The organism is Anaeromicrobium sediminis, assembly GCF_002270055.1.
Lineage (GTDB): Bacteria > Bacillota > Clostridia > Peptostreptococcales > Thermotaleaceae > Anaeromicrobium > Anaeromicrobium sediminis.
The window spans coordinates 127,819-148,251 of sequence record NZ_NIBG01000002.1; the positions used below are offsets into that span (position 1 = coordinate 127,819).

Consider the following 20,433-nt stretch of genomic DNA (forward strand, 5'->3'; position numbering starts at 1 on the left):
TCACCTCCCGGAATTTTTCTTTGCACTAATATTTTATGTATTTATAAGGAAATTGTTCCAAAATTATGGAAACTTTGATCTAAAACGGGGAGTTAAGTCATATGAGAAGAAAGTACATTCATTAAATTAAGTGTTGACAACGATTTCCCTGTTTGATAAAATAAGTTCAAATAAAATATTTTTCGCGTGTTACTAATGTATATTAGGCATGAGCTATTAGTTTTGTATTAACATACAAATCTATTAGTTCATGCCTTTTTTATTTCTATTAAAAGATTGCTAGAAAGCATAAGTAATAACGAGGAATTTTAAATCTATTTAATATCTAGCAATCTTAAAATAAAGGAGGAGGAATTATGAATTTATTTTCAAAAGCACAAAAACTCGGCAAAGCTTTAATGTTACCTGTGGCAGTATTGCCTGTAGCAGCATTACTTCTAAGGTTAGGCCAAGGGGATGTATTTAATCTACCATTTATGGCAGCAGCAGGAAGTGCCATATTCTCTAATCTAGCTCTATTATTTGCTATAGGTGTTGCCGTAGGTTTATCTAAGGGAAATACTGGAGCAGCAGGATTGGCAGGAGCTGTAGGTTACTTTACACTAACAGCTGGAGCAACAACTATTAATGAAGAGATAAATATGGGTGTACTTGCAGGTTTCATAGCAGGTATTGTGGCTGGAAATGTGTATAATAAGTATCACAATATTAAATTACCAGATTGGTTAGGATTCTTTGGTGGAAAAAGATTTGTACCTATTATGACATCTTTTATCTGTATTGTATTAGCAGGAATATTTGGTTATATTTGGCCACCTATTCAAAATATAATTGATGGAATTGGTAACTGGATGATAGGGGCAGGAGCTGTTGGAGTATTTGCCTTTGGATTCTTAAATAGATTATTGATTCCAATAGGCCTACATCACGTTCTTAACACTATAGTATGGTTTGTATTTGGTGAATTTACTAAGGCTGATGGAACTGTAGTAACAGGGGATTTAAATAGATACTTTGCAGGAGATCCAACTGCTGGTGGATTTATGGCAGGTTTCTTCCCAGTAATGATGTTTGGTTTAGTTGCTGTAGCATTAGCCATGTATACTACTGCAAAGCCAAAGAATAGAAAGGCAGTAGCAGGAGCTTTAATATCAGTAGGATTCACTTCATTCTTAACAGGTATAACAGAACCTATCGAATTTATGTTCATGTTCTTAGCACCAGTACTGTATTTTGTTCATGCGTTACTTACAGGTGCGGCTATGGCAATTTGTTATGTGATGGGAATTAAACATGGTTTTGGTTTCTCTGGCGGTGCTATAGACTTTTTCCTAAATATGAAATATGCTACTAACGGATGGATGTTAGTGGCAATAGGAGCTGTATTCTTTGTGATTTACTACTTCTTATTTGTATTTGTTATAAAGAAGATGGATTTACCAACGCCTGGTAGATTAGATGAGGAATCTGATGGAAGTGAAGATTTTATCATAGAAGAAAAGGGGATAGATGGTTTAGCAGCAGAGTATGTGGAAAGATTAGGTGGAGCTAAAAATATAGTAGAGATAGATGCTTGTATAACTAGACTTAGATTAGTATTAACAGATAGCTCTATGGTTGATGATTCTAAGTTAAAGGCATTAGGAGCATCAGGAGTTATTAGACCTAATAAAAAGAATATGCAAGTAATCGTAGGAACAAAGGCTGAAATATTAGCTGAGGAGATTAAGAATATAATTAGATAAATACAGAAATCCTAAAGGGGTAAAATCCTTTAGGATTTTTTATATGCTAATTATAATGAAGGTCCCGTATTAAAATTCTAAAGTGTGGCAATAATGTAAAAATAAAAGGATGAATTTGTAGAATTTCCTTGACATAAAGGGACTTTTCTTATTAAAATAGGATGTAAACAAATATGTAAAAAACTGTGATAAGGACAGTAGTAAAAATAAACTTGGTTACAGAGAGATAATCATTAGTTGAGAGATTATTACCAAACTTTTTATGAAGATCACCTTTGAGTTGAAATCCCCAAAATTTTAGTAAGGATTTCCGTCTGCATACGTTACATGCATAAAGTGATAGAACTTTTGTTTTATAACAAGGGTGGTAACGCGGTGAATAATCGTCCCTAAGCATTTTTGCTTAGGGATTTTATTTTTGGATAAAATAGTTTAGAAAGGATTGATATTAATGGAAAAGTTTAAAACATTATCACCTCTACCAGTGGCAGAGAATGAAAGTCAAATATCAGACTTTTGGGATAATGCGGATGTATTAGAAAAATGTATAACAACTAGAGCTGATAAAGAATCTTTTGTATTCTTCGAAGGGCCTCCAACTGCCAATGGTAGACCTGGAATACACCATGTTATGGCAAGAACTTTAAAGGATTCTGTTTGTAGATTTAAGACTATGAAGGGTTACCAAGTAAAGAGAAAGGCTGGATGGGATACTCATGGTCTTCCTGTTGAGATTGAAGTTGAAAAGCAACTTAAATTATCAAGCAAACCTGAAATAGAAGCCTATGGTCTTGATAAATTCAATGAAAAGTGTAGAGAGTCTGTATTCTCTTATGAAAAGCAATGGAGAGAAATGACTAGAAGAATGGGATATGCCATTGATTTAGATAACCCATACATAACTTTAGATAACAATTATATTGAGTCCGTATGGTGGATTTTAAATAAGTTCTTCCAAGAAGGATATATGTATGAAGGACATAAGATACTTCCATACTGCCCTAGATGTGGAACTGGTCTTGCATCCCATGAGGTTGCTCAAGGATATAAGGAAGTAAAGACTAACACAGTTATAGCTGCATTTAAAAGAAAAGATGCAGATGAGCACTTCCTAGTATGGACTACTACTCCATGGACATTAGCGTCAAATGTAGCATTAGCTGTAAATCCTAATGAGACTTATATTAAAGCTAATTCACAAGGAAATATATTCTATGTGGAAAAATCTCTATCAAAACGAGTCTTAGGGGAAGAGTTTGAAGTAATTGAAGAATTAAAGGGTAAAGACTTAGAGTACATGGAATATGAACAATTAATGCCATTTTTAGATGTGGATAAAAAAGGATTCTATGTAACTTGTGCAGACTATGTAACTACAGAAGATGGTACAGGTATCGTTCATATAGCACCAGCCTTTGGTGAGGATGATTACCAAGTAGGAAGAAAGTATGGTCTTCCAGTACTAAACCCTGTAAGTGAAGAAGGTAAATATACTGCCACTCCATGGGAAGGTAAATTCGTAATGGATTGTGACGTAGACATTATAAAGTGGTTACATGCTGAAGGTAAATTGTTCAAAAAAGAAAAAATGGAGCACAACTATCCACATTGCTGGAGATGTTCAACTCCACTGATTTACTATGCTAAGCCAAGTTGGTATATAGAAATGACTAAGCTTAAAGACAAGCTTATTGAAAATAACAATACAGTAAACTGGTATCCAGATTATGTAGGAGAAAAGAGATTTGGAAACTGGCTTGAGAACTTAAATGACTGGGCATTATCTAGAAACAGATATTGGGGTACACCACTTAATGTTTGGAGATGCGAGTGTGGACATATTGATTCAGTAGGATCACGTGCCGAACTTGCAGAGCGTGCTATTGAAGATATAGATGAGTCTATTGAACTTCATAGACCATATGTGGATGATGTTCATTTAAAGTGTGAGAAATGTGAAGGTACAATGACTAGAGTGTCAGAAGTTATTGACTGTTGGTTTGATAGTGGAGCTATGCCTTATGCACAACATCATTATCCATTTGAAAACAAAGAAGATTTTGATGGTGGATTATTCCCAGCAGACTTTATCTGTGAAGGTATTGACCAAACTCGTGGATGGTTCTATTCATTACTTGCCATATCTACTTTTGTTAAGGGAGTTTCTCCTTACAAAAATGTATTGGTAAATGATTTATTACTAGATAAGGACGGAAGAAAAATGTCTAAGTCTAGAGGAAATACAGTAGATCCATTTAAATTATTTGATAAGTATGGAGCTGACGTATTAAGATGGTACCTATTATATGTATCACCTGCATGGACTCCAACTAGATTTGATGAAGAGGGACTTAAGGAAGTTCAATCTAAGTTCTTTGGAACTATTAAGAACGTATACAACTTCTTCACATTATATGCAAATACAGATAATATAGATCCAAAATCTTTCTTCGTACCATATGATGAAAGACCAGAGTTAGATAGATGGATATTATCTAAATTTAACAGTGTAGTTAAGAGCGTACTAGGAGAGCTTGAAGTATATGACTTAACTAAAACTGTAAGAAAGATCCAAGAGTTTGTAAATGAAGATTTATCTAATTGGTATATTCGTCGTGCTAGAAGAAGATTTTGGGCTACTGAATTAAATGATGATAAAAAGGCAGTTTACAATACTACTTATGAAATATTAGTGGGAGTAGCAAAGCTTGCCGCACCATTTGCACCATTCTTAACAGAAGAAATCTATCAAAAGTTAACTGAAGATGAATCTGTACACTTAGCATTCTATCCAACAGTTAATGACAGTTTAATCGACTTAAAGGTTGAAGAGAGAATGGACTTAGTAAGAGATTTAGTAGGTCTTGGTCGTGCTGCAAGGGCTCAATCTAAGATAAAGGTACGTCAACCAATTCAAAAGGCATTAGTTGATGGAAAATATGAAAGTCTAATAAGTGATTTAGTTCCTCTTATGAAAGAAGAGTTAAATATCAAAGAAGTTTCATTTGAAAAGGACTTAAGTGAATTTATGAACTTTAGTTTAAAACCAAACTTCAAGGTTGCAGGACCTAAGCTTGGAAAGAATATAAAATTATTCGGTAAAGCTTTAAGTCAATTAGATTCACAAGTGGTAGTTCCTAAACTTGAAGCTGGAGAGGCTATTGAAATAGATTTAGATGGAGAAACCCTACAAGTAGACAAGGAATTAGTATTAATTAACATAGCTGCTAAAGAAGGTTTTACAGTAGAAATGATGAACAACCTATTTGTAATCCTAGATACGCACTTAACTGAAGAGTTAATAAATGAAGGATATGCTAGAGAGTTTATTTCTAAAGTTCAACAAATGCGTAAGAACAATGGATATGAAATGATGGATAAGATAAAAATTTACTTCAATGCTAATGATGAAGTGGCAACTGCTATAGAAGCTCACAGAGACTATATTATGCAAGAAGTATTAGCAGAAGAATTAGTTAAGGTTGATGAAGAGTTAGAAATTCAAAACATTAACGGACATGATACGGGAATAAAATTAGAAAAAATGTAGTATGTAAAGGAATGGGTCTTGTGCCCATTCCTTATTTTTTTCCTAATGCTACAAAAATCCTTACAATTCAAATTTGACTAATATTGTAGGAATTTGATAATTATGTTAAACTGAAAATAGAATTTAATTATTCCTACGGGGGGCTAATATGTGCTTAGATAATATATATATAGATAATATGATTTACGAAAATGACGTGGCAAAGACCATCTTAGAGAATACATCAGAGGGAATCGCAATAGCAGATCATGAAGGTTCTGTTTTATGGGTAAATAAAGCTTTTAGCCAAATTACAGGATATAGTATTCATGAAGTATATGGGAAAAATCCGAGAATATTAAAGTCAAATAAACACAATCGGAATTTTTATAAGGAAATGTGGGATCGTATAAAAGAAAAGGGATATTGGGAAGGGGAAATATGGAATAGAAGAAAAGGTGGAGAAGTATATCCAGAATGGCTTCTTATAAAAGCTATTAAAGACAAAAATAATGAGATAAATAAATATGTATCCTTGTTTAAGGATTTGTCTAAAAAATATAGAAATAAGAAAGACTTAAAATACAAAACCTATTATGATGCCTTAACTGGATTACCAAATAGGTATTTATTAAAGGATAGATTAGATTTACTTATGGCCCATGCTAAGAGAAATAATGAAAAGTTAGCCATAGTATTTTTAGATATAGATAGATTTAAAAGGATAAATGATACACTAGGCTACAATGTAGGGGATAAATTATTACAAGTTTTTTCTTCTAGACTTAAAAATATCTTTGGAGAAGATGTGCCTATAGCTAGGCAAGGTGGAGATGAATTCGTATTAATATTTGAAGATGTGAAGGGGCCAAAGGAAGTTATAAACTACATAGAAAGTATATTTAAGGAATTAAGACATCCTTTTAAATTAAAGGATTACGAAATATATGTGACCATAAGTGTGGGTATTAGCATTTACCCATCTGATGGGGATGAAATTGATAATATTCTTAGAAGTGCAGAAGTGGCCATGTACAGGGTTAAAGAAAATGGAAGAAACAACTATGAGTTATATGAAGCTACTATGTCTCATGAAATTACTGAGCAACTTAAAATTGAAAATTACATGATAAAGGCTTTAGAAAAGAAAGAATTTACATTGCACTATCAACCTCAAGTTAATTCTATCACTAATCAGGTTGTGGGAGCAGAAGCTTTAATAAGATGGTATCATGATGAAATGGGATATATAGGGCCGATGAAGTTCATACCTCTAGCTGAGGAAACTGGATTTATACTGCCTCTAGGGTACTGGATATTAGAACAGGCAATTAAGGATGCTAAGGAATTTGAAAAAGATGCACAAGATGGGTTTACTATGGCTGTTAATATATCAGCAGTTCAATTAAGAGATGAGACCTTTGTATCAAGAGTAAAAGAATTATTAAGGAAGTATGATTTATCTCCTAAATCTTTAGAACTAGAAATCACTGAAACTCATATTATGACAGGACCAGAATTAGTATTAAGAATTTTAGAAGAACTAAAGGAAATGGGAGTTAGAATTGCCATAGATGATTTTGGAACAGGATATTCATCCCTTTCATATTTTAAGGACTTTCCAATTGATAAATTGAAGATTGACCAATCGTTCATAAGGGATATTATTAAAGATAAAAATAGTCAAGGAATAGTTCTTTCCATAATTGATATGACAAAGCGATTAGGATTAATATCCCTAGCTGAAGGGGTGGAGAGCATAAAGGAGCTAGACTATTTAAGAAATCATGGGTGTGAGTGTATACAAGGATATTTTACAGGAAGACCCATAAGTAAAGAAGACTTTATACAAAAAATTAAAGAGTGTGACAAAAGGCGATAGACCTTTTGTCACATTTTTTTTAATATGAAGCCTTATCTAGAGCACTTATGATTTGAAGTGGTGGTTTTTCACCTGCTAAACCTACTGCATATATGGTGTAGTAGTTACCTTCTTTTAAGTTTTGGCGGGGAGCTACTAAAACTGTAGTTGGAGTTCCTGCTAAATTTAGAGAAATAGTATAGGTGTCTGCAGGAATTATTAGGTCTCTACCCCTTTCAGTGTACTGAACATCCTTGGCAATTAATCTATCATTGGCATATACATCTACTGGAGGTGCATTAGGACTCAAGTGAACAAACTTTACTTGAGTTGTATTAGGAGGTATTCTTCTAGCAGTATCAAGGATTCCTAAGCCACTTATGTCATCTGGTGTACCTATAACAGCTGCCGTATAATCCATATTAGGTCTTAGGTCTACATAAGAGCTTAGGATAGGATCAGTCTTAGTGCCTGCCGGATAGACAGTTATATAATATCTGTCTGGCTTTAATCTCTTATAAGGAGTAAATGCCTCATATTTGAGAGAGGAAGCAACTTTAACGTCATTGGCATATATGTCTACTGCAGGAGCACCTGGAGAAGCATGAAAAAAACGAATATATGATGGGGCTTCCATAGAAGAATAAGTTAAGTCATCGTACATATTATCAACTCCAAAAAAGTATTTTCATAATATAAATATGCTAATGTGTAATGATTTGGTACAAAAAAGAAACTCAGCCATTGGCTGAGTTTTATCTAAAGACTGTAACAAACTTGATAGAATATAGATCACATATTAAAAGGTCATCTGTTTCTGGTGGCTGAAGTATAATATAATTAATACCTACTTCTAACAGAGTACCAGCCTTATCCACTATGATACTAGTACCTATAAGAAACTCTACTCTAACTTGTTCACCTATATAGCGGTTTAAAACATTTTGTAAGTAACCCTTATCAGCACCGGGGAGTGGAATGGGTTCAGGCTGAGGAGGTGTGGTTCTGTCTGGAACAGTTGGCCTTTGAGGAGGCACTGGACGACCAGAAGGTGGTTGATTTGCATATTTTGACATGGCCATGCGCTTTGCTTGTTTATTATCTGCCATATCCATATAATCTGCATACATATTTGGGCTCATAGGATTAAAACTTCTTGAAAACTTATTTTGAAACATATAACTTCCCCCTTAATTATATTTTAAGTATCATAATACTTGGCTGTTGGATTGTAAAAACAATGTAGAGCTATGTGAACTTGAAAGCTACCTACTTTGTTTGGTGGAAAGTGATAAGGACATACGGGTCTAAAGGGATTAAAATACCATAAAGAATACCCTACATTATATAGTCTGTTACCAGCAAGGGCCCAATCTGCAATATCATAATGAACTTGATCTGGTGCCATATTGTAGATGTTTTGAGGATTAGGAACACCACCTATAGATGTCTTTAGGCAGGTGAATTGATCCTCTTGAAATATAACTTTTCTTATATCTCCTTGGTTAACTCTTTGATATTCACCAAAGGGTACCCTTACTCTGTTCATAACAACAGTGGCAACAGCCTTCATTCCATTTTCGCCTTCACCTTCAGCTTCACATTTTATTAGTCTTGCTAAAAGTTCTCTCTCAGAAAATGCCACAGGCTATTCACCTCACTTAATATTAGGAAATGATTATTAGTTGGAAGGTTAAAAATAACCATCTCCCTGGAAAATAAATTTAATAAAAACCTAATTGCTTATAATATCATCTTATGAGTGTGAAAAAAAAATGCCACAATATTTTTAAATGACTTTTTAAGTTAGAAACTTATGGTTATAATGTATATATGTTCATTAAGTAATGAAAGAGTAGGGACGGTTATTCATAGATAAGGTTAAGAGTTTAGAGTTAAGGGTTTAGTGGCAAAATCTCTTAACTCTAAACCCTTAACTCTTAACCTTATAAAAGAAAAATATAGTTTGTGAAAATATTTTATATAAATAAAATAGTAATAGGGGGAATCAAACATTGAAAATATATTCTTGGAATGTAAATGGAATAAGGGCCGTTGAAAAAAAGGGTTTTATAGATTGGATAAAAAAAGAAAATCCTGATATACTAGGTATTCAAGAGACTAAAGCCCATATAGAACAATTAAATGAAGAATTAATACATATAGATGGATATGAATCTTTTTTTTGTAGTGGAGAGAGAAAGGGATATAGTGGCGTGGCCGTATATACTAAATTCAAACCTAAAAGTGTGAAATATGGTATTGGTATAGAAGAGTTTGACAATGAGGGCAGAATACTTATACTTGAGTATGATAATTTCACCTTTTTAAATATATATTTCCCAAATGGACAAAAGGATGATGTGAGATTAGATTACAAACTTAGATTTTATGATGCCATACTAGATTATTGTAATGATTTAAGGGAAAAGGGCATAAAAGTAGTAATATCAGGAGATTATAATACGGCCCATAATGAGATTGACTTAAAAAATCCAAAATCAAATGAAAAAAGATCTGGATTTTTAAGAATTGAAAGGGATTGGATAGACAAGCTAGTAGCTAATGGATATATAGATACTTTTAGGTATTTGAATCCAGAAACCATAAAGTATTCCTGGTGGAGTTATAGGTTTAATGCTAGAAAAAATAATGCAGGATGGAGAATTGACTATCATTTTGTATCTGAAGAACTAAAAGATAATATACTGGGGGCAGAAATATTAAATGATGTAATGGGATCAGACCATTGCCCTGTAGTACTTGAATTGAAATTTTAACGAAGGAGAAATAAATATGAATAAGTTTACAGACTATAAGTTACAGGATTTTATAATTGAAAATTTAAAAGCTGAGAATATAGAATCGCCTACGGAGGTTCAAGAGAAAAGTCTACCATTTACCTTAGCAGGTAAGGATGTAATAGGGAAAGCTAAAACTGGAACGGGGAAGACTTTAAGTTATTTAATTCCTATGGTAGAAAAAATAGATGAAGATAACAGGAATGTTCAAATGATAGTCCTATCACCTAGTAGGGAACTTGCAATGCAGATATTACAAGAAGCTAAAAGACTTACAAAGGATACTAATATAAGATGTCATTCTTTTGTGGAAGGGCAGGATATGAATAAGCAAATCAAGAAAGTAAAGGAAAAACCACAATTAATAGTGGCTACTCCAGGGAGACTTATTCATTTATTAGGAGATAAAAATATTAAGATTCATAATACAAAGATAGTAGCTTTAGATGAAGTGGATCAAATACTAGAAAAGGGATCTAAAGAGAAGGTTTATAAAATAATGAAAAGTACATTAAAGGATAGACAAATTCTTAGTTTTTCAGCTACTCTATCAGAAGAGGCCAAGACGGTTTTAGAGGATATTATGGAAAATCCAACTAGACTATACTTAGATCATGCAAAGCCCGTACCACAAAACATTGAGCATAAATATATAGTGAGCAAAGCGCCAACTAAGACTAATACTTTAGATGAACTATTAAAAATAATAAAGCCTAAAAAATCTCTAGTTTTTATAAATAAAAATGAAAATGTGGAGAGATTTGTAAAGAGCATAAGAAAAATGGGATATTTAGTTGAGGGAATTCAAACTAGAACTAAGAATCAACAAAGACAAACTTATATAAGTCAATTTAACAGGGGAAAAATAAAAATATTAGTTACTACAGATTTATTTACTAGGGGAATGGACTTTGAAGATGTTACTCATGTATTTAATATGGATTTACCATTAGATAGTGTAGATTATTTACATAGGGCAGGTAGAACAGGAAGAATGGACAAGGACGGACTTGTTATAAATATAGTAAGAGATAGGGAAAAATTTGTATTATACAAGATGATGAAGAAATTAAACATCCATGTGGAAGCAATTCATGTTATAAGAAATAAGGTTGTATCAGAGAAGAAAGTTGTAAAAAGAAGATAAGGTAAAGATATAAGGGGGGATATGATTGCTCATTAACACGGAGGTTATAATACGTCTTGTTTTGTCTGCACTACTTGGTGGAATCATAGGTATGGAGAGGGAAGTAAACAATAGACCTGCTGGCCTTAGAACCCATATATTAGTTACTGTAGGAGCAGCATTAGTAATGCTCATATCAATGGATGGCTTTTTAGGGGGAGATCCAGCACGTCTTGCAGCACAAGTTGTAAGTGGAATAGGTTTTTTAGGAGCAGGAACCATATTGGTACAAGGACAATCTATACATGGACTAACTACAGCTGCTAGTTTATGGGTATGTGCATGTATTGGCCTAGCCATAGGAAATGGGTATTATATGGGTGGAATAGTAACTTTTTTAATAGTACTATTTACTTTAATGACTTTAGGTTTCTTTGAGAAAAGGGTTCTTAAAAGTAGTTATAAAACCCTTCATATAATAGGATATGAAAAACCAGGGCTCATAGGAGAGATAGGAACCTTACTAGGAAATGAAAAAATAATAATTAAACATATTGAGTTATCACCAGTGGCTGATGAAATTAAAATAGGTGGTAACATTCATATAGATATGGCCATAAAGCTTCCTTATAAGTATGAATGTACAAATTTATTTGAAGATATTAAACTCATTGAGGGAGTAAGTTTTGTACAGTGGGAAAGTCATGTGAGGGGATTATAGTAATTATAATTATTCAACAACCTATACTATATTAAAACTATATGATATTATAGTTAGGTATGAGAAAGTTTATTTACAAAGGAGAAATGTAAAGATGGAAAAAAACGTAATAGCTAGAGTTGGCGACAGAGAAATAACTAAAGAACAATTGGATTTTGCAATTAGCCATGCACCACAACAACAGGCTATGCAATTTCAAACATTAGCAGGAAAAAAATACTTAGTTAATGAAATGATTTCTCAAGAGTTATTATTCATAGATGCTAAGGAAAAGGGATTTGACAAAAATGAAGATTTCTTAAAGGAATTAGAGATCTTAAAAGACAATCTTTTAAAGCAATATGCAGTTAAGAAATTAATCGGAAACATTGCTATGACTGATGAAGAAGTTAAAGCTTATTATGATGAAAACCCAGAACAATTTGTAAAGCAAGAACAAGTTAGAGCTAGACATATATTAGTTAAAGATGAAGAAAAGGCTAAGGAAGTGTTAGCAGAAGTTAAGGGTGGATTAGACTTTAAAGAAGCTGCAAACAAGTATTCAGAGTGTCCTTCAAAGCAAAATGGTGGAGACTTAGGATTATTCCAAAGTGGACAAATGGTACCAGAGTTTGAAAAGGTTGCATTTGAGTTAAATGTTGGTGAAATGAGTGATTTAGTTAAAACTCAATTTGGATATCACATAATCTTAACTGAAGAGAAGCAAGAAAAATCTACTATGGAATTTGATGCTGTAAAAGATCAAATTGCACAATACTTATTAACTGCTAAGCAAGAAAAAGCATATAAGACTTATGTAGATGCGTTAAGAGGAAAAGTTGAAATCGATTTTGACGAAGAAAAAATCAAGTAATACATAATTTTACTAAAGGGGCCATTAAGATAATATCTTATTGGCCCTATTAAGTATTGTAAGGGTAAAATAGGTTAATCATATATATAGGGTGGATCTACTGCATTTTAATAAATATAGTTTTCAACTGACAAATCTATATAGATTTGTTAAATAAAAACTTTAGTTATTTAAAAAATCAGGCTAGACGTTAATCGTAAGTCGTTTTTCGTTAAAACCAACAACTACCAACGACTTACGTCTAACCAAATTTCTATAATAAATACAATTTTCATTGAGGGAATTTATAGCTAGAGGAAAGATCTAAACCAAATAAAAAAATAAGGAGATGGATAAAATGGAAGAGAAGAACATAATAACTTTTATGGGTGAAGATGGAAAGGCTGTAGAATTACAATTAGTGGAGAGATTAAAGATTGAAGACGATGAGTATGTATTATTTGCTCCAGTTGGAGAAGATGATGATGCTTATGTATATAGGGTGACTATTGAAGATGGAAAAGAGAGCTACGAAGGTGTAGAAGATGATGATGAATTTGAGAGAGTGCTAGAAGAATACGAGTCATTATTCTAAAAGGAGCAATTAATAGATGGAAAAGGTAAATTTGAAGGATATGAGTCTTTCAGAATTAGAAGAATTTATAGTTTCAATAGGAGAAAAAAAGTTTAGGGCTAAACAAGTGTATAATTGGATGTATAAGGGTGTTTCTTCCTTTGATGAAATGAAAAATATTTCAAAGGATTTAAAGAGGAAATTAGAAGAAAATGCTTATATTAAGAATGTATCTATAGAAGAGGTATTAGTTTCTAAAGTAGATGGTACTAGAAAATACCTATTTAGCTTAAGGGATGATAATATAATAGAAAGTGTTTTAATGAGATATGAACATGGAAATTCCGTATGCGTATCTTCACAAGTTGGATGTAGAATGGGATGTACCTTTTGTGCATCTACTATAGAAGGTGTAGTTAGAAACTTATCTGCTGGAGAAATACTAGATCAGATTCTTTCCATTCAAAGGGACATCGGTGAGAGAGTATCTAATATAGTTATAATGGGAAGCGGAGAACCCTTTGACAATTATGATGAAATAGTTAAGTTTTTTAAGCTAATAAATAGTGAAGAAGGACTTAATTTAAGTCTTAGAAACGTGGTAGTATCCACTTGTGGTATTGTGCCTAAAATTAGGGAACTGGCCAATGAAAAGATGCCTGTAACCTTAGCTATTTCTCTTCATGCTACTAATAACTCAGATAGAAGTAAGATTATGCCCATAAATAGGAAGTACCCTATTGAAGAAGTAATAGATGCATGTAAATATTATATTGAAAAGACTAAGAGAAGAGTTACTTTTGAATATGCTCTAATTCATGGAGTGAATGACACGAAGGAACATGGAAAGAGTTTGATTAAATTACTAAGAGGTATCATGTGTCACGTAAACTTAATTCCCCTTAATAAGGTGGAAGAAATGAACTATGAGACTTCTAAGAATGCTAAGGAATTTCGTGATATCTTAAAAGCAGGTAAAATAGAAGCTACTATAAGAAGAGAACTAGGTGGCGATATTAACGCTGCTTGTGGTCAGTTGAGAAGAAAATATTTAAAAGAAAAATCTTAAAAATAACCTAATCCTAGAAGGAATTTAGCGAATGATGTAGAATGTTAAATATAACGCAATTTTTAGAAAATTAACTTAATTCTAAGAATTGACACTTTTCTAGGAGGGCGATAAAAATGATAAAGCTAATTGCAGGAGAAAAGGGTTCAGGAAAAACTAAAAAAATGATAGACATGGCTAATGAAATGGTGGAAAGCACCTTAGGGAATGTAGTATTTGTAGATGTGAATAATAAAAATATGTATAATCTTAAGCATGACATTCGATTTGTAAATATTAAAGAATATAATGTTAATGACATGGAAAACTTAATGAGCTTCATAAGTGGTATCATGTGTAGAGACCATGATATAGATAGTATCTTTATAGATGGTCTTTTAAAACTAAAATCCATTGAGATGAATGACATACTAGATAATATAGATAACATAAAATCTTTAAGTGAGAAGTTTGATACAAACTTTGTTATTAGCTTAAGTTGTAATGAAGATAATTTACCAGAATCCTTAAAAGAATTAGCCAGTTAATATAAAAATATAGGGTAATAGGAACTAGATAAAATATATTTATTTTATTCTACTACTATTACCCTTTTGATTTTTCTTTATTATTTTAAGAATTTTGAACCTAGGTATTTTTTTATATCTGACTCATCACTAAAAGGTGTCAAAAGGACTTCTCTGTCACTTTCAAGGAAGTAAACTAAAACCTCCGTATCTCCATCTAAAAAGAACTTTGCCACAGTATTTTCTGTTACTTCCCTTACTTTGTTCTTTTTAGTTCCCTTTTTTACAAATTCCTTAGTAAAATAATAACCAGTCATTGAAATAACCTTTGTATATCTTTTCATTTTATTCCTCCTACATATGTTGGTATATATAGTATAAATACACAATAATTAGTATACCATATTTATAGTAAAAAAATTATAAAACTATTTTTTACTTGTGAGGAAATTATAGATTTGTCAATTAAAAACTTGCTTTATGTGAGCCTACTTCAGGAAAATATATTTGAATTTTTATCCATCTAAGTCGCCTGTCACATGATATAATGTAAATTTTAAAATTAGGTTTATATATCATGTTTACTATGCTTAGTATGTAGTGACGCTCTAGATTCCTAAAAATTAAAATATATTTACCTTCGTAGGCAAGTTACTGTATAATGAAAGCTTTGATTTGATAAATCTATATAGCTTTGTCAGACGCCTGGGGGAACTATAAGGTCCCATAGGGCCTATGCATTTTTTATGAATTTTGGAAAAAATTATTTTCTTATTTAAACCTTAATTATTGTACAATCTATAGTAGATGATAGACTTTTTATAGTATAATTAGAGTGAGATTATTTTCTCGAAAGGGGTTATGCAATGAATACTATAAAAAACATCATGGTATGTGTTACTCAACAAAAGACTTGTAAGAGACTTATAAAAAAAGGTGTAAAGATTAGAGACGCACATGATGGAAATCTTTTTGTAATACATGTTGCTAAGGAAGGTTGTCATTTTTTAAATAAAAAAGAAGATGGAGATGCTTTAGAATTTCTATTTGATGTGGCAAAATCTCATGGAGCTAGTTTAACAGTAGTGAGGGCACAGGATATATTGGGAACATTAAGAGATTTAGCAGTAAAAAATGAAATTGATTTAATTATATTAGGAGAATCCTACGAAAATAAGCAAGAAAAGAATATGGTTAATATGTTAGAAGAAAGTCTTCCAGATGGAGTTGGTATTGAAATAGTACCAGTAGCTAGCTAATTAGCCTTGATACGAAGGGGTATTAAAGTACATGTTAGAAAATAGATACAGAGTATATTCTCAATATCTTAAGGATAAATACGGTGAGAAGGTATATAAAATACCTATACAACTCTCCGTAACATGCCCTAATAGGGACGGTTTACTCGGTAATAGGGGATGTATATTTTGTGGGGAAAAGGGAGCAGGTTTTGAAAATTTAGAAAGCTCCATTCCTGTGAAAGATCAATTAAAGCAGAATATAGAATATATATCAAAGAGATATAAAGCCAAGAAGTTTATAGCATATTTTCAAAACTTCACTAACACCTATATACCATTAGATGAATTCAAAAAGTATATAATGGATGTGTGTAGAGAAGATATTGTTGAAATAGCCATATCTACAAGGCCAGATTGTATTAAAGATGAGTATTTAAGTTTTTTAAATGAGATAAAAAAAGAAAAGAATATAAATATAACCATTGAGTTAGGCCTTCAAAGTGTTAATTATAAAACATTGGAGAAAATAGAAAGGGGCCATACTCTTGCTGAGTTTATAGATGCCATGTGGATGATTAAAAAATATGATTTTGAAGTTTGTGTTCACATGATATTAAACTTACCTTGGGATACTGAGGCAGATATTATTGAGGGAGCTAAAATATTATCAGCCCTAAGAGTAAATCAGGTGAAATTACATTCCCTATATATTGTAGGAGATAGTGTAATGGGTAATATGTATGAAAATAATGAGTTTAAAATAATACCACTAGATGAGTATGTGGATAGGGTAGTATCCTTCTTAGAATATTTAAATCCTACCATTGCCCTTCAGAGATTGGTAGGAAGGGCTCCTAAGGAAGAAACTCTATTTTGTAATTGGAACACCAGTTGGTGGAAGATTAAAGATTATATAGATGAGAAAATGGAAAAGGAAGATTCTTATCAAGGGAAAAAATTTAATTACTTAGGTGGTAAAGCCTTAAAATAAGTAGATACTTTTGTATCTACTTATTTTATTTTCTCCTGTAGATAAGGTATACTAATAGTTGGGGGGGATTAGTATGGATAATATATTATTAGTATGGGACATTGATGGAACACTAATAAAAAGTCATGGCAGTGGAAGAAAGGCTCTAGATAAGGCTTTTTTTCAGGTCTATGGAATAGAGGATGCTTTTTTAGATATAGATATGGCAGGAAGAATAGATGCAGCCATAGTGGGGGATGCACTAAAAAAACATAGAGTAGAACTTAAAGAAGAATTTTTTATTATATATAAAGAAATCCTAAAAGAAGTAGTAAAGATAAAAGAAAGTGTGGAAGTACTACCTGGAATAAGGGAAATCTTAGAAAATGCAGTAAAGTATAAAAAAATCCATCATGTATTGGGAACTGGAAATATGATTGATGGGGCTAGAATTAAATTGAGCTCCCATGAATTAAATTCATATTTTCCAACAGGGGGATTTGGAGACCAATTAATGGAGAGATGGGAAGTTATTAAAATGGCCATAGAAGAAGGAGAGAGACACTATAACACAAAATATGAAAAGGAAAACATATATATAGTTGGTGATACTCCTAGGGACATTGAATGTGCAAAAATATTAGGAACAAAATCTATTGCAGTGGCCACTGGAAATTATGAATATGAAGTACTAAAAGAACATGAGCCAGACTACATTTTTCATGATCTTCTTGAGACAAAGGGATTTTTCCATTTGCTCTAGGTAATCTCCTATACAATAGATTGTCAAGTTGACAATAGGAAAATATGAGAGTATAGATTGTAAAAATATGATATAATTATTGGGGGATATTGGATAGAAAAAATAATTAACTAGGTCAGCTCTAATTAAGATTGAGAATTAGGGTTAGGAATTACGTACATATTTTAAAAAAATTGGCATATAATAAATAGGTTGTACATGGAAAATTGCATTAAGTGAATTAGGGGTGAGCTAAGAATGAGACAGTGGAAAAATATATTAATACCATATGAACAGGCAATAGGGGAGCTAAAAGTTAAGTTCAAAGCCATTCGCGCTGAGTATAGAAAACGAAACGAATATTCACCTATAGAGTTTGTGACAGGAAGGGTAAAGAGAGTCTCTAGTATTATAGAGAAAGCAAAAAAATATGGAATAGATGAAAAGAATATTGAACAAGAGATTGAAGATATAGCTGGAATAAGAATAATGTGCCAATTTGAAGATGATATCTATAGGGTTTTAGAATTGATAAAAGCAAGAGATGGTAAGGATTTAACTATAGTATATGAGAAGGATTATATTAATAATCAAAAGGATAGTGGATATAGAAGTTATCATGTGATTATTAGATATCCAGTTCAAACTGCCTATGGAGAAAAAAACATATTAGCAGAAATACAAATACGTACTTTAGCAATGAATTTTTGGGCTACAATTGAACATTCTGTAAACTATAAGTACAAAAACGATATTCCAGAAAACATCAAACTTAGATTGAAAAAATCTGCTGAGGCAGCCCATAGATTAGATGAAGAAATGTTAAAAATTAGAGATGAAGTAATAAATGCACAAAAATTATTTGAATTAAAATCCAATACCGTATCTACCATAGTAAGCAATATTCAATTGCTTAGAACCTTAGGGAGACACGATAAAGCCGAATATTTTCAAGAAAAATTTGATGAGTATTGGTTAGATACTAATTTAATAAATTTAAATAAGTTAAATGAAGATATTAAGGTTGCAATAGAATTATAAGTGTACATAATAAGATGATTTATTTCAACTTTTAAATATGAATAGTTTGTGAATAAAAATAAGGGGCAACAATAATTGCCCCTTATTTCTTTTTCTTCTTTTTAGTTTTCTTCTTTTTTATGGAATAACCAAAATGACCAATAGATTCTTTTAAAGAATAATATTGACCATGGGAATAACAGATGGGCCTAGCCTTATCTAGATGGAATTTACCCTTCTCATCCATATAATAATCATCCACATTAACGGCAACAACTTCTCCTATAAACATGTCATGGGATCCAAGTTTTACAATTTCTTTTAATTTACATTCAATATTAACGGGACTCTCTCCTATTAGAGGAGCCGATACTTGGGTGGCTTTCTCTGGAGTTAAGTTCATTTCTTTAAATTTATTTACGTCACGTCCAGATTTTACACCACAATAATCAGTGGCACGAGTTAGTTGTTCTGTTGTTAAGTTTATTACGAATTCACCTGTTTCTTTTATAATGTCATAAGAGTGTCTTTCAGGTCTTATGGATATATAAGCCATAGGTGGATTAGTACATATGGTTCCTGTCCAAGCAATAGTAATTATATTATAATTTTCTTCATTATTACCACAACTAACCATGACTGCTGGAACAGGATATATCATATTACCTGGTTTCCAAGTAGTTTTAGACAATTATATCACTCCTAAAGTACAGTCATAACTTCTTCAATATCTTTTCTAGGTGGGAATTTCACTTCACCCTCAGGTACTCCTAGAGGAGTCATAGCCATTAGGGAGAATCCTTCTTTACCTAAGTTTATGTAATTTTCTATTTTTCTTACAGCATAGTTTGGACTAGTCATCCAGCAAGTACCATAGCCCATATCAGTAGCTGCAAGCATTAAATTTTGAATAGCTGCACCAATATTTTGAACAGCTGGATTAGGTTTTGTTAAAGCCTCTATCTCTTCTTGTGGTGCATTAATATCTTGTAGTATATTAAGTCCTGTTGGCTCATATGGTCCTCCATATACTAATATAAGAGCAGGAGCCTTTCTAAATAAAGTTGCAAATCTTAAAAATTTAGTAAAGGATGCCTTTGCCTTTTCATCTGTCATTTCATCAGCTATTTCAGCATTTCTTTCTTCTACTAATTTTGCAATATGATCTATTTTTTCCTTATCATTTACTACAACAAAATGCCAGTTTTGAATGTTCTTACCAGATGGAGCACTAGTGGCACACTTGATTATTTCTTTAATATCCTCCATAGGAACTTCCTTTTCAGAGAACTTTCTAACGCTATGACGTTCAAATAACAAACTTCTTTTATTCATGAGACATTACCTCCATTTATTTAGTTTTTCAAGTCACATTATATATTATTGAAAAAATTAATTCAAACTTTATTTTTTCTAATGAATTGTTAAGAAGTTATAGATTTATCATGTCTAAGCTAGCTTTATGAGAGTCTATTTCAGGAAAATATATTTGAATTTTTATCCATCTAAGTCGCCTGTCACATGAGAAAGTGTGAATTTTAAAATTAGGTTCATGTATCATGTTTACTATACTTAGGATATAGTGACGCTCCAGATTCCTAAAAATTAAAATATATTTACCCTCATAGACAAATTACTGTATAAGGAAAGTTCTAATTTGACAAATCTATAGACATAATATTAATGATAGGTTGTT

The 20,433-nt window shown here is 32.0% G+C and carries 20 protein-coding genes and 1 other annotated feature; of the genes, 14 read left to right on the forward strand and 6 right to left on the reverse strand.

Features of this window, described 5'->3' with window-relative positions; translation table 11 throughout:
* Nucleotides 1-356: 356 nt before the first annotated feature.
* The 3 genes from nagE to CCE28_RS03540 all read left to right on the forward strand — a co-directional run bounded on the left by nagE (nucleotide 357) and on the right by CCE28_RS03540 (nucleotide 7,156).
* A complete protein-coding gene (gene nagE / locus CCE28_RS03530; RefSeq protein WP_095131053.1) occupies nucleotides 357-1,745 on the forward strand; it encodes an N-acetylglucosamine-specific PTS transporter subunit IIBC in 1,389 nt (462 codons plus the stop codon).
* Nucleotides 1,746-1,921: 176 nt separating this feature from the next.
* Nucleotides 1,922-2,139, forward strand: a binding site (T-box leader).
* A 57-nt stretch (nucleotides 2,140-2,196) separates the two neighbouring features.
* Nucleotides 2,197-5,295 (forward strand): isoleucine--tRNA ligase, encoded by a 3,099-nt coding sequence (ileS, locus tag CCE28_RS03535; protein ID WP_095131054.1) that lies wholly within the window; start codon nucleotides 2,197-2,199, stop codon nucleotides 5,293-5,295.
* A 148-nt stretch (nucleotides 5,296-5,443) separates the two neighbouring features.
* Nucleotides 5,444-7,156 carry a sensor domain-containing protein gene (locus tag CCE28_RS03540; RefSeq protein WP_095131056.1) on the forward strand — a complete coding sequence of 571 codons (1,713 nt, stop codon included), beginning with the start codon at nucleotides 5,444-5,446 and terminating at the stop codon, nucleotides 7,154-7,156.
* A gap of 19 nt (nucleotides 7,157-7,175) precedes the next feature.
* On the opposite strand, the gene CCE28_RS03545 is transcribed toward CCE28_RS03540, so the two are convergent.
* The 3 genes from CCE28_RS03545 to CCE28_RS03555 all read right to left on the reverse strand — a co-directional run bounded on the left by CCE28_RS03545 (nucleotide 7,176) and on the right by CCE28_RS03555 (nucleotide 8,780).
* On the reverse strand, nucleotides 7,176-7,799 hold the full coding sequence (locus tag CCE28_RS03545) for a DUF4397 domain-containing protein (RefSeq protein WP_095131058.1): 624 nt from the start codon (nucleotides 7,797-7,799) through the stop codon (nucleotides 7,176-7,178).
* 91 nt (nucleotides 7,800-7,890) lie between these two features.
* Nucleotides 7,891-8,313: a hypothetical protein gene (locus CCE28_RS03550; RefSeq protein WP_095131060.1), complete on the reverse strand. Its 423-nt coding sequence runs from the start codon at nucleotides 8,311-8,313 to the stop codon at nucleotides 7,891-7,893.
* Nucleotides 8,314-8,336: 23 nt separating this feature from the next.
* Nucleotides 8,337-8,780, reverse strand: a complete 444-nt coding sequence (locus CCE28_RS03555; protein WP_095131062.1) for a cell wall hydrolase — start codon at nucleotides 8,778-8,780, stop codon at nucleotides 8,337-8,339.
* Between the two features lie 370 nt (nucleotides 8,781-9,150).
* On the opposite strand from CCE28_RS03555, the gene CCE28_RS03560 reads away from it, so the two are divergent.
* The 7 genes from CCE28_RS03560 to CCE28_RS03590 all read left to right on the forward strand — a co-directional run bounded on the left by CCE28_RS03560 (nucleotide 9,151) and on the right by CCE28_RS03590 (nucleotide 14,785).
* Entirely contained in the window at nucleotides 9,151-9,915 is a 765-nt protein-coding gene (locus tag CCE28_RS03560) for an exodeoxyribonuclease III (RefSeq protein WP_095131064.1), read from the forward strand.
* A gap of 16 nt (nucleotides 9,916-9,931) precedes the next feature.
* A complete protein-coding gene (locus CCE28_RS03565) occupies nucleotides 9,932-11,083 on the forward strand; it encodes a DEAD/DEAH box helicase (protein ID WP_095131066.1) in 1,152 nt (383 codons plus the stop codon).
* 25 nt (nucleotides 11,084-11,108) lie between these two features.
* Nucleotides 11,109-11,783 carry an MgtC/SapB family protein gene (locus CCE28_RS03570; RefSeq protein ID WP_095131068.1) on the forward strand — a complete coding sequence of 225 codons (675 nt, stop codon included), beginning with the start codon at nucleotides 11,109-11,111 and terminating at the stop codon, nucleotides 11,781-11,783.
* 94 nt (nucleotides 11,784-11,877) lie between these two features.
* Nucleotides 11,878-12,636: a peptidylprolyl isomerase gene (locus CCE28_RS03575; protein WP_095131070.1), complete on the forward strand. Its 759-nt coding sequence runs from the start codon at nucleotides 11,878-11,880 to the stop codon at nucleotides 12,634-12,636.
* A 337-nt stretch (nucleotides 12,637-12,973) separates the two neighbouring features.
* Nucleotides 12,974-13,210: a DUF1292 domain-containing protein gene (locus CCE28_RS03580; protein ID WP_176461647.1), complete on the forward strand. Its 237-nt coding sequence runs from the start codon at nucleotides 12,974-12,976 to the stop codon at nucleotides 13,208-13,210.
* A gap of 16 nt (nucleotides 13,211-13,226) precedes the next feature.
* Nucleotides 13,227-14,258, forward strand: coding sequence for a 23S rRNA (adenine(2503)-C(2))-methyltransferase RlmN (gene rlmN / locus CCE28_RS03585; RefSeq protein WP_095131074.1), 1,032 nt, complete (start codon nucleotides 13,227-13,229; stop codon nucleotides 14,256-14,258).
* Nucleotides 14,259-14,374: 116 nt separating this feature from the next.
* The gene (locus CCE28_RS03590) at nucleotides 14,375-14,785 is read left to right on the forward strand and encodes a DNA/RNA helicase domain-containing protein (RefSeq protein WP_095131076.1); all 411 of its coding nucleotides are present in this window, start codon (nucleotides 14,375-14,377) and stop codon (nucleotides 14,783-14,785) included.
* A gap of 80 nt (nucleotides 14,786-14,865) precedes the next feature.
* On the opposite strand, the gene CCE28_RS03595 is transcribed toward CCE28_RS03590, so the two are convergent.
* Nucleotides 14,866-15,108 (reverse strand): hypothetical protein, encoded by a 243-nt coding sequence (locus tag CCE28_RS03595; protein ID WP_095131078.1) that lies wholly within the window; start codon nucleotides 15,106-15,108, stop codon nucleotides 14,866-14,868.
* Nucleotides 15,109-15,630: 522 nt separating this feature from the next.
* Here CCE28_RS03595 and CCE28_RS03600 point away from each other — a divergent pair.
* The 4 genes from CCE28_RS03600 (at nucleotide 15,631) to CCE28_RS03615 (ending at nucleotide 18,758) form a co-directional block, all read left to right on the forward strand.
* Nucleotides 15,631-16,023: an adenine nucleotide alpha hydrolase family protein gene (locus CCE28_RS03600; protein ID WP_095131080.1), complete on the forward strand. Its 393-nt coding sequence runs from the start codon at nucleotides 15,631-15,633 to the stop codon at nucleotides 16,021-16,023.
* Between the two features lie 31 nt (nucleotides 16,024-16,054).
* Nucleotides 16,055-16,996 carry a TIGR01212 family radical SAM protein gene (locus CCE28_RS03605; protein ID WP_095131082.1) on the forward strand — a complete coding sequence of 314 codons (942 nt, stop codon included), beginning with the start codon at nucleotides 16,055-16,057 and terminating at the stop codon, nucleotides 16,994-16,996.
* Nucleotides 16,997-17,069: 73 nt separating this feature from the next.
* Complete coding sequence (locus tag CCE28_RS03610) at nucleotides 17,070-17,738, forward strand: HAD family hydrolase (RefSeq protein ID WP_095131084.1); 669 nt, start codon at nucleotides 17,070-17,072, stop codon at nucleotides 17,736-17,738.
* Nucleotides 17,739-17,975: 237 nt separating this feature from the next.
* Nucleotides 17,976-18,758 carry a GTP pyrophosphokinase gene (locus tag CCE28_RS03615; protein ID WP_095131086.1) on the forward strand — a complete coding sequence of 261 codons (783 nt, stop codon included), beginning with the start codon at nucleotides 17,976-17,978 and terminating at the stop codon, nucleotides 18,756-18,758.
* Nucleotides 18,759-18,840: 82 nt separating this feature from the next.
* Here the strand turns inward: CCE28_RS03615 and CCE28_RS03620 are convergent, their stop codons facing one another.
* Together CCE28_RS03620 and CCE28_RS03625 are read right to left on the reverse strand one after the other, a co-directional pair.
* Entirely contained in the window at nucleotides 18,841-19,428 is a 588-nt protein-coding gene (locus CCE28_RS03620) for a flavin reductase family protein (protein WP_095131088.1), read from the reverse strand.
* Nucleotides 19,429-19,439: 11 nt separating this feature from the next.
* Complete coding sequence (locus CCE28_RS03625) at nucleotides 19,440-20,072, reverse strand: nitroreductase family protein (protein ID WP_095131090.1); 633 nt, start codon at nucleotides 20,070-20,072, stop codon at nucleotides 19,440-19,442.
* Nucleotides 20,073-20,433 lie beyond the last annotated feature (361 nt).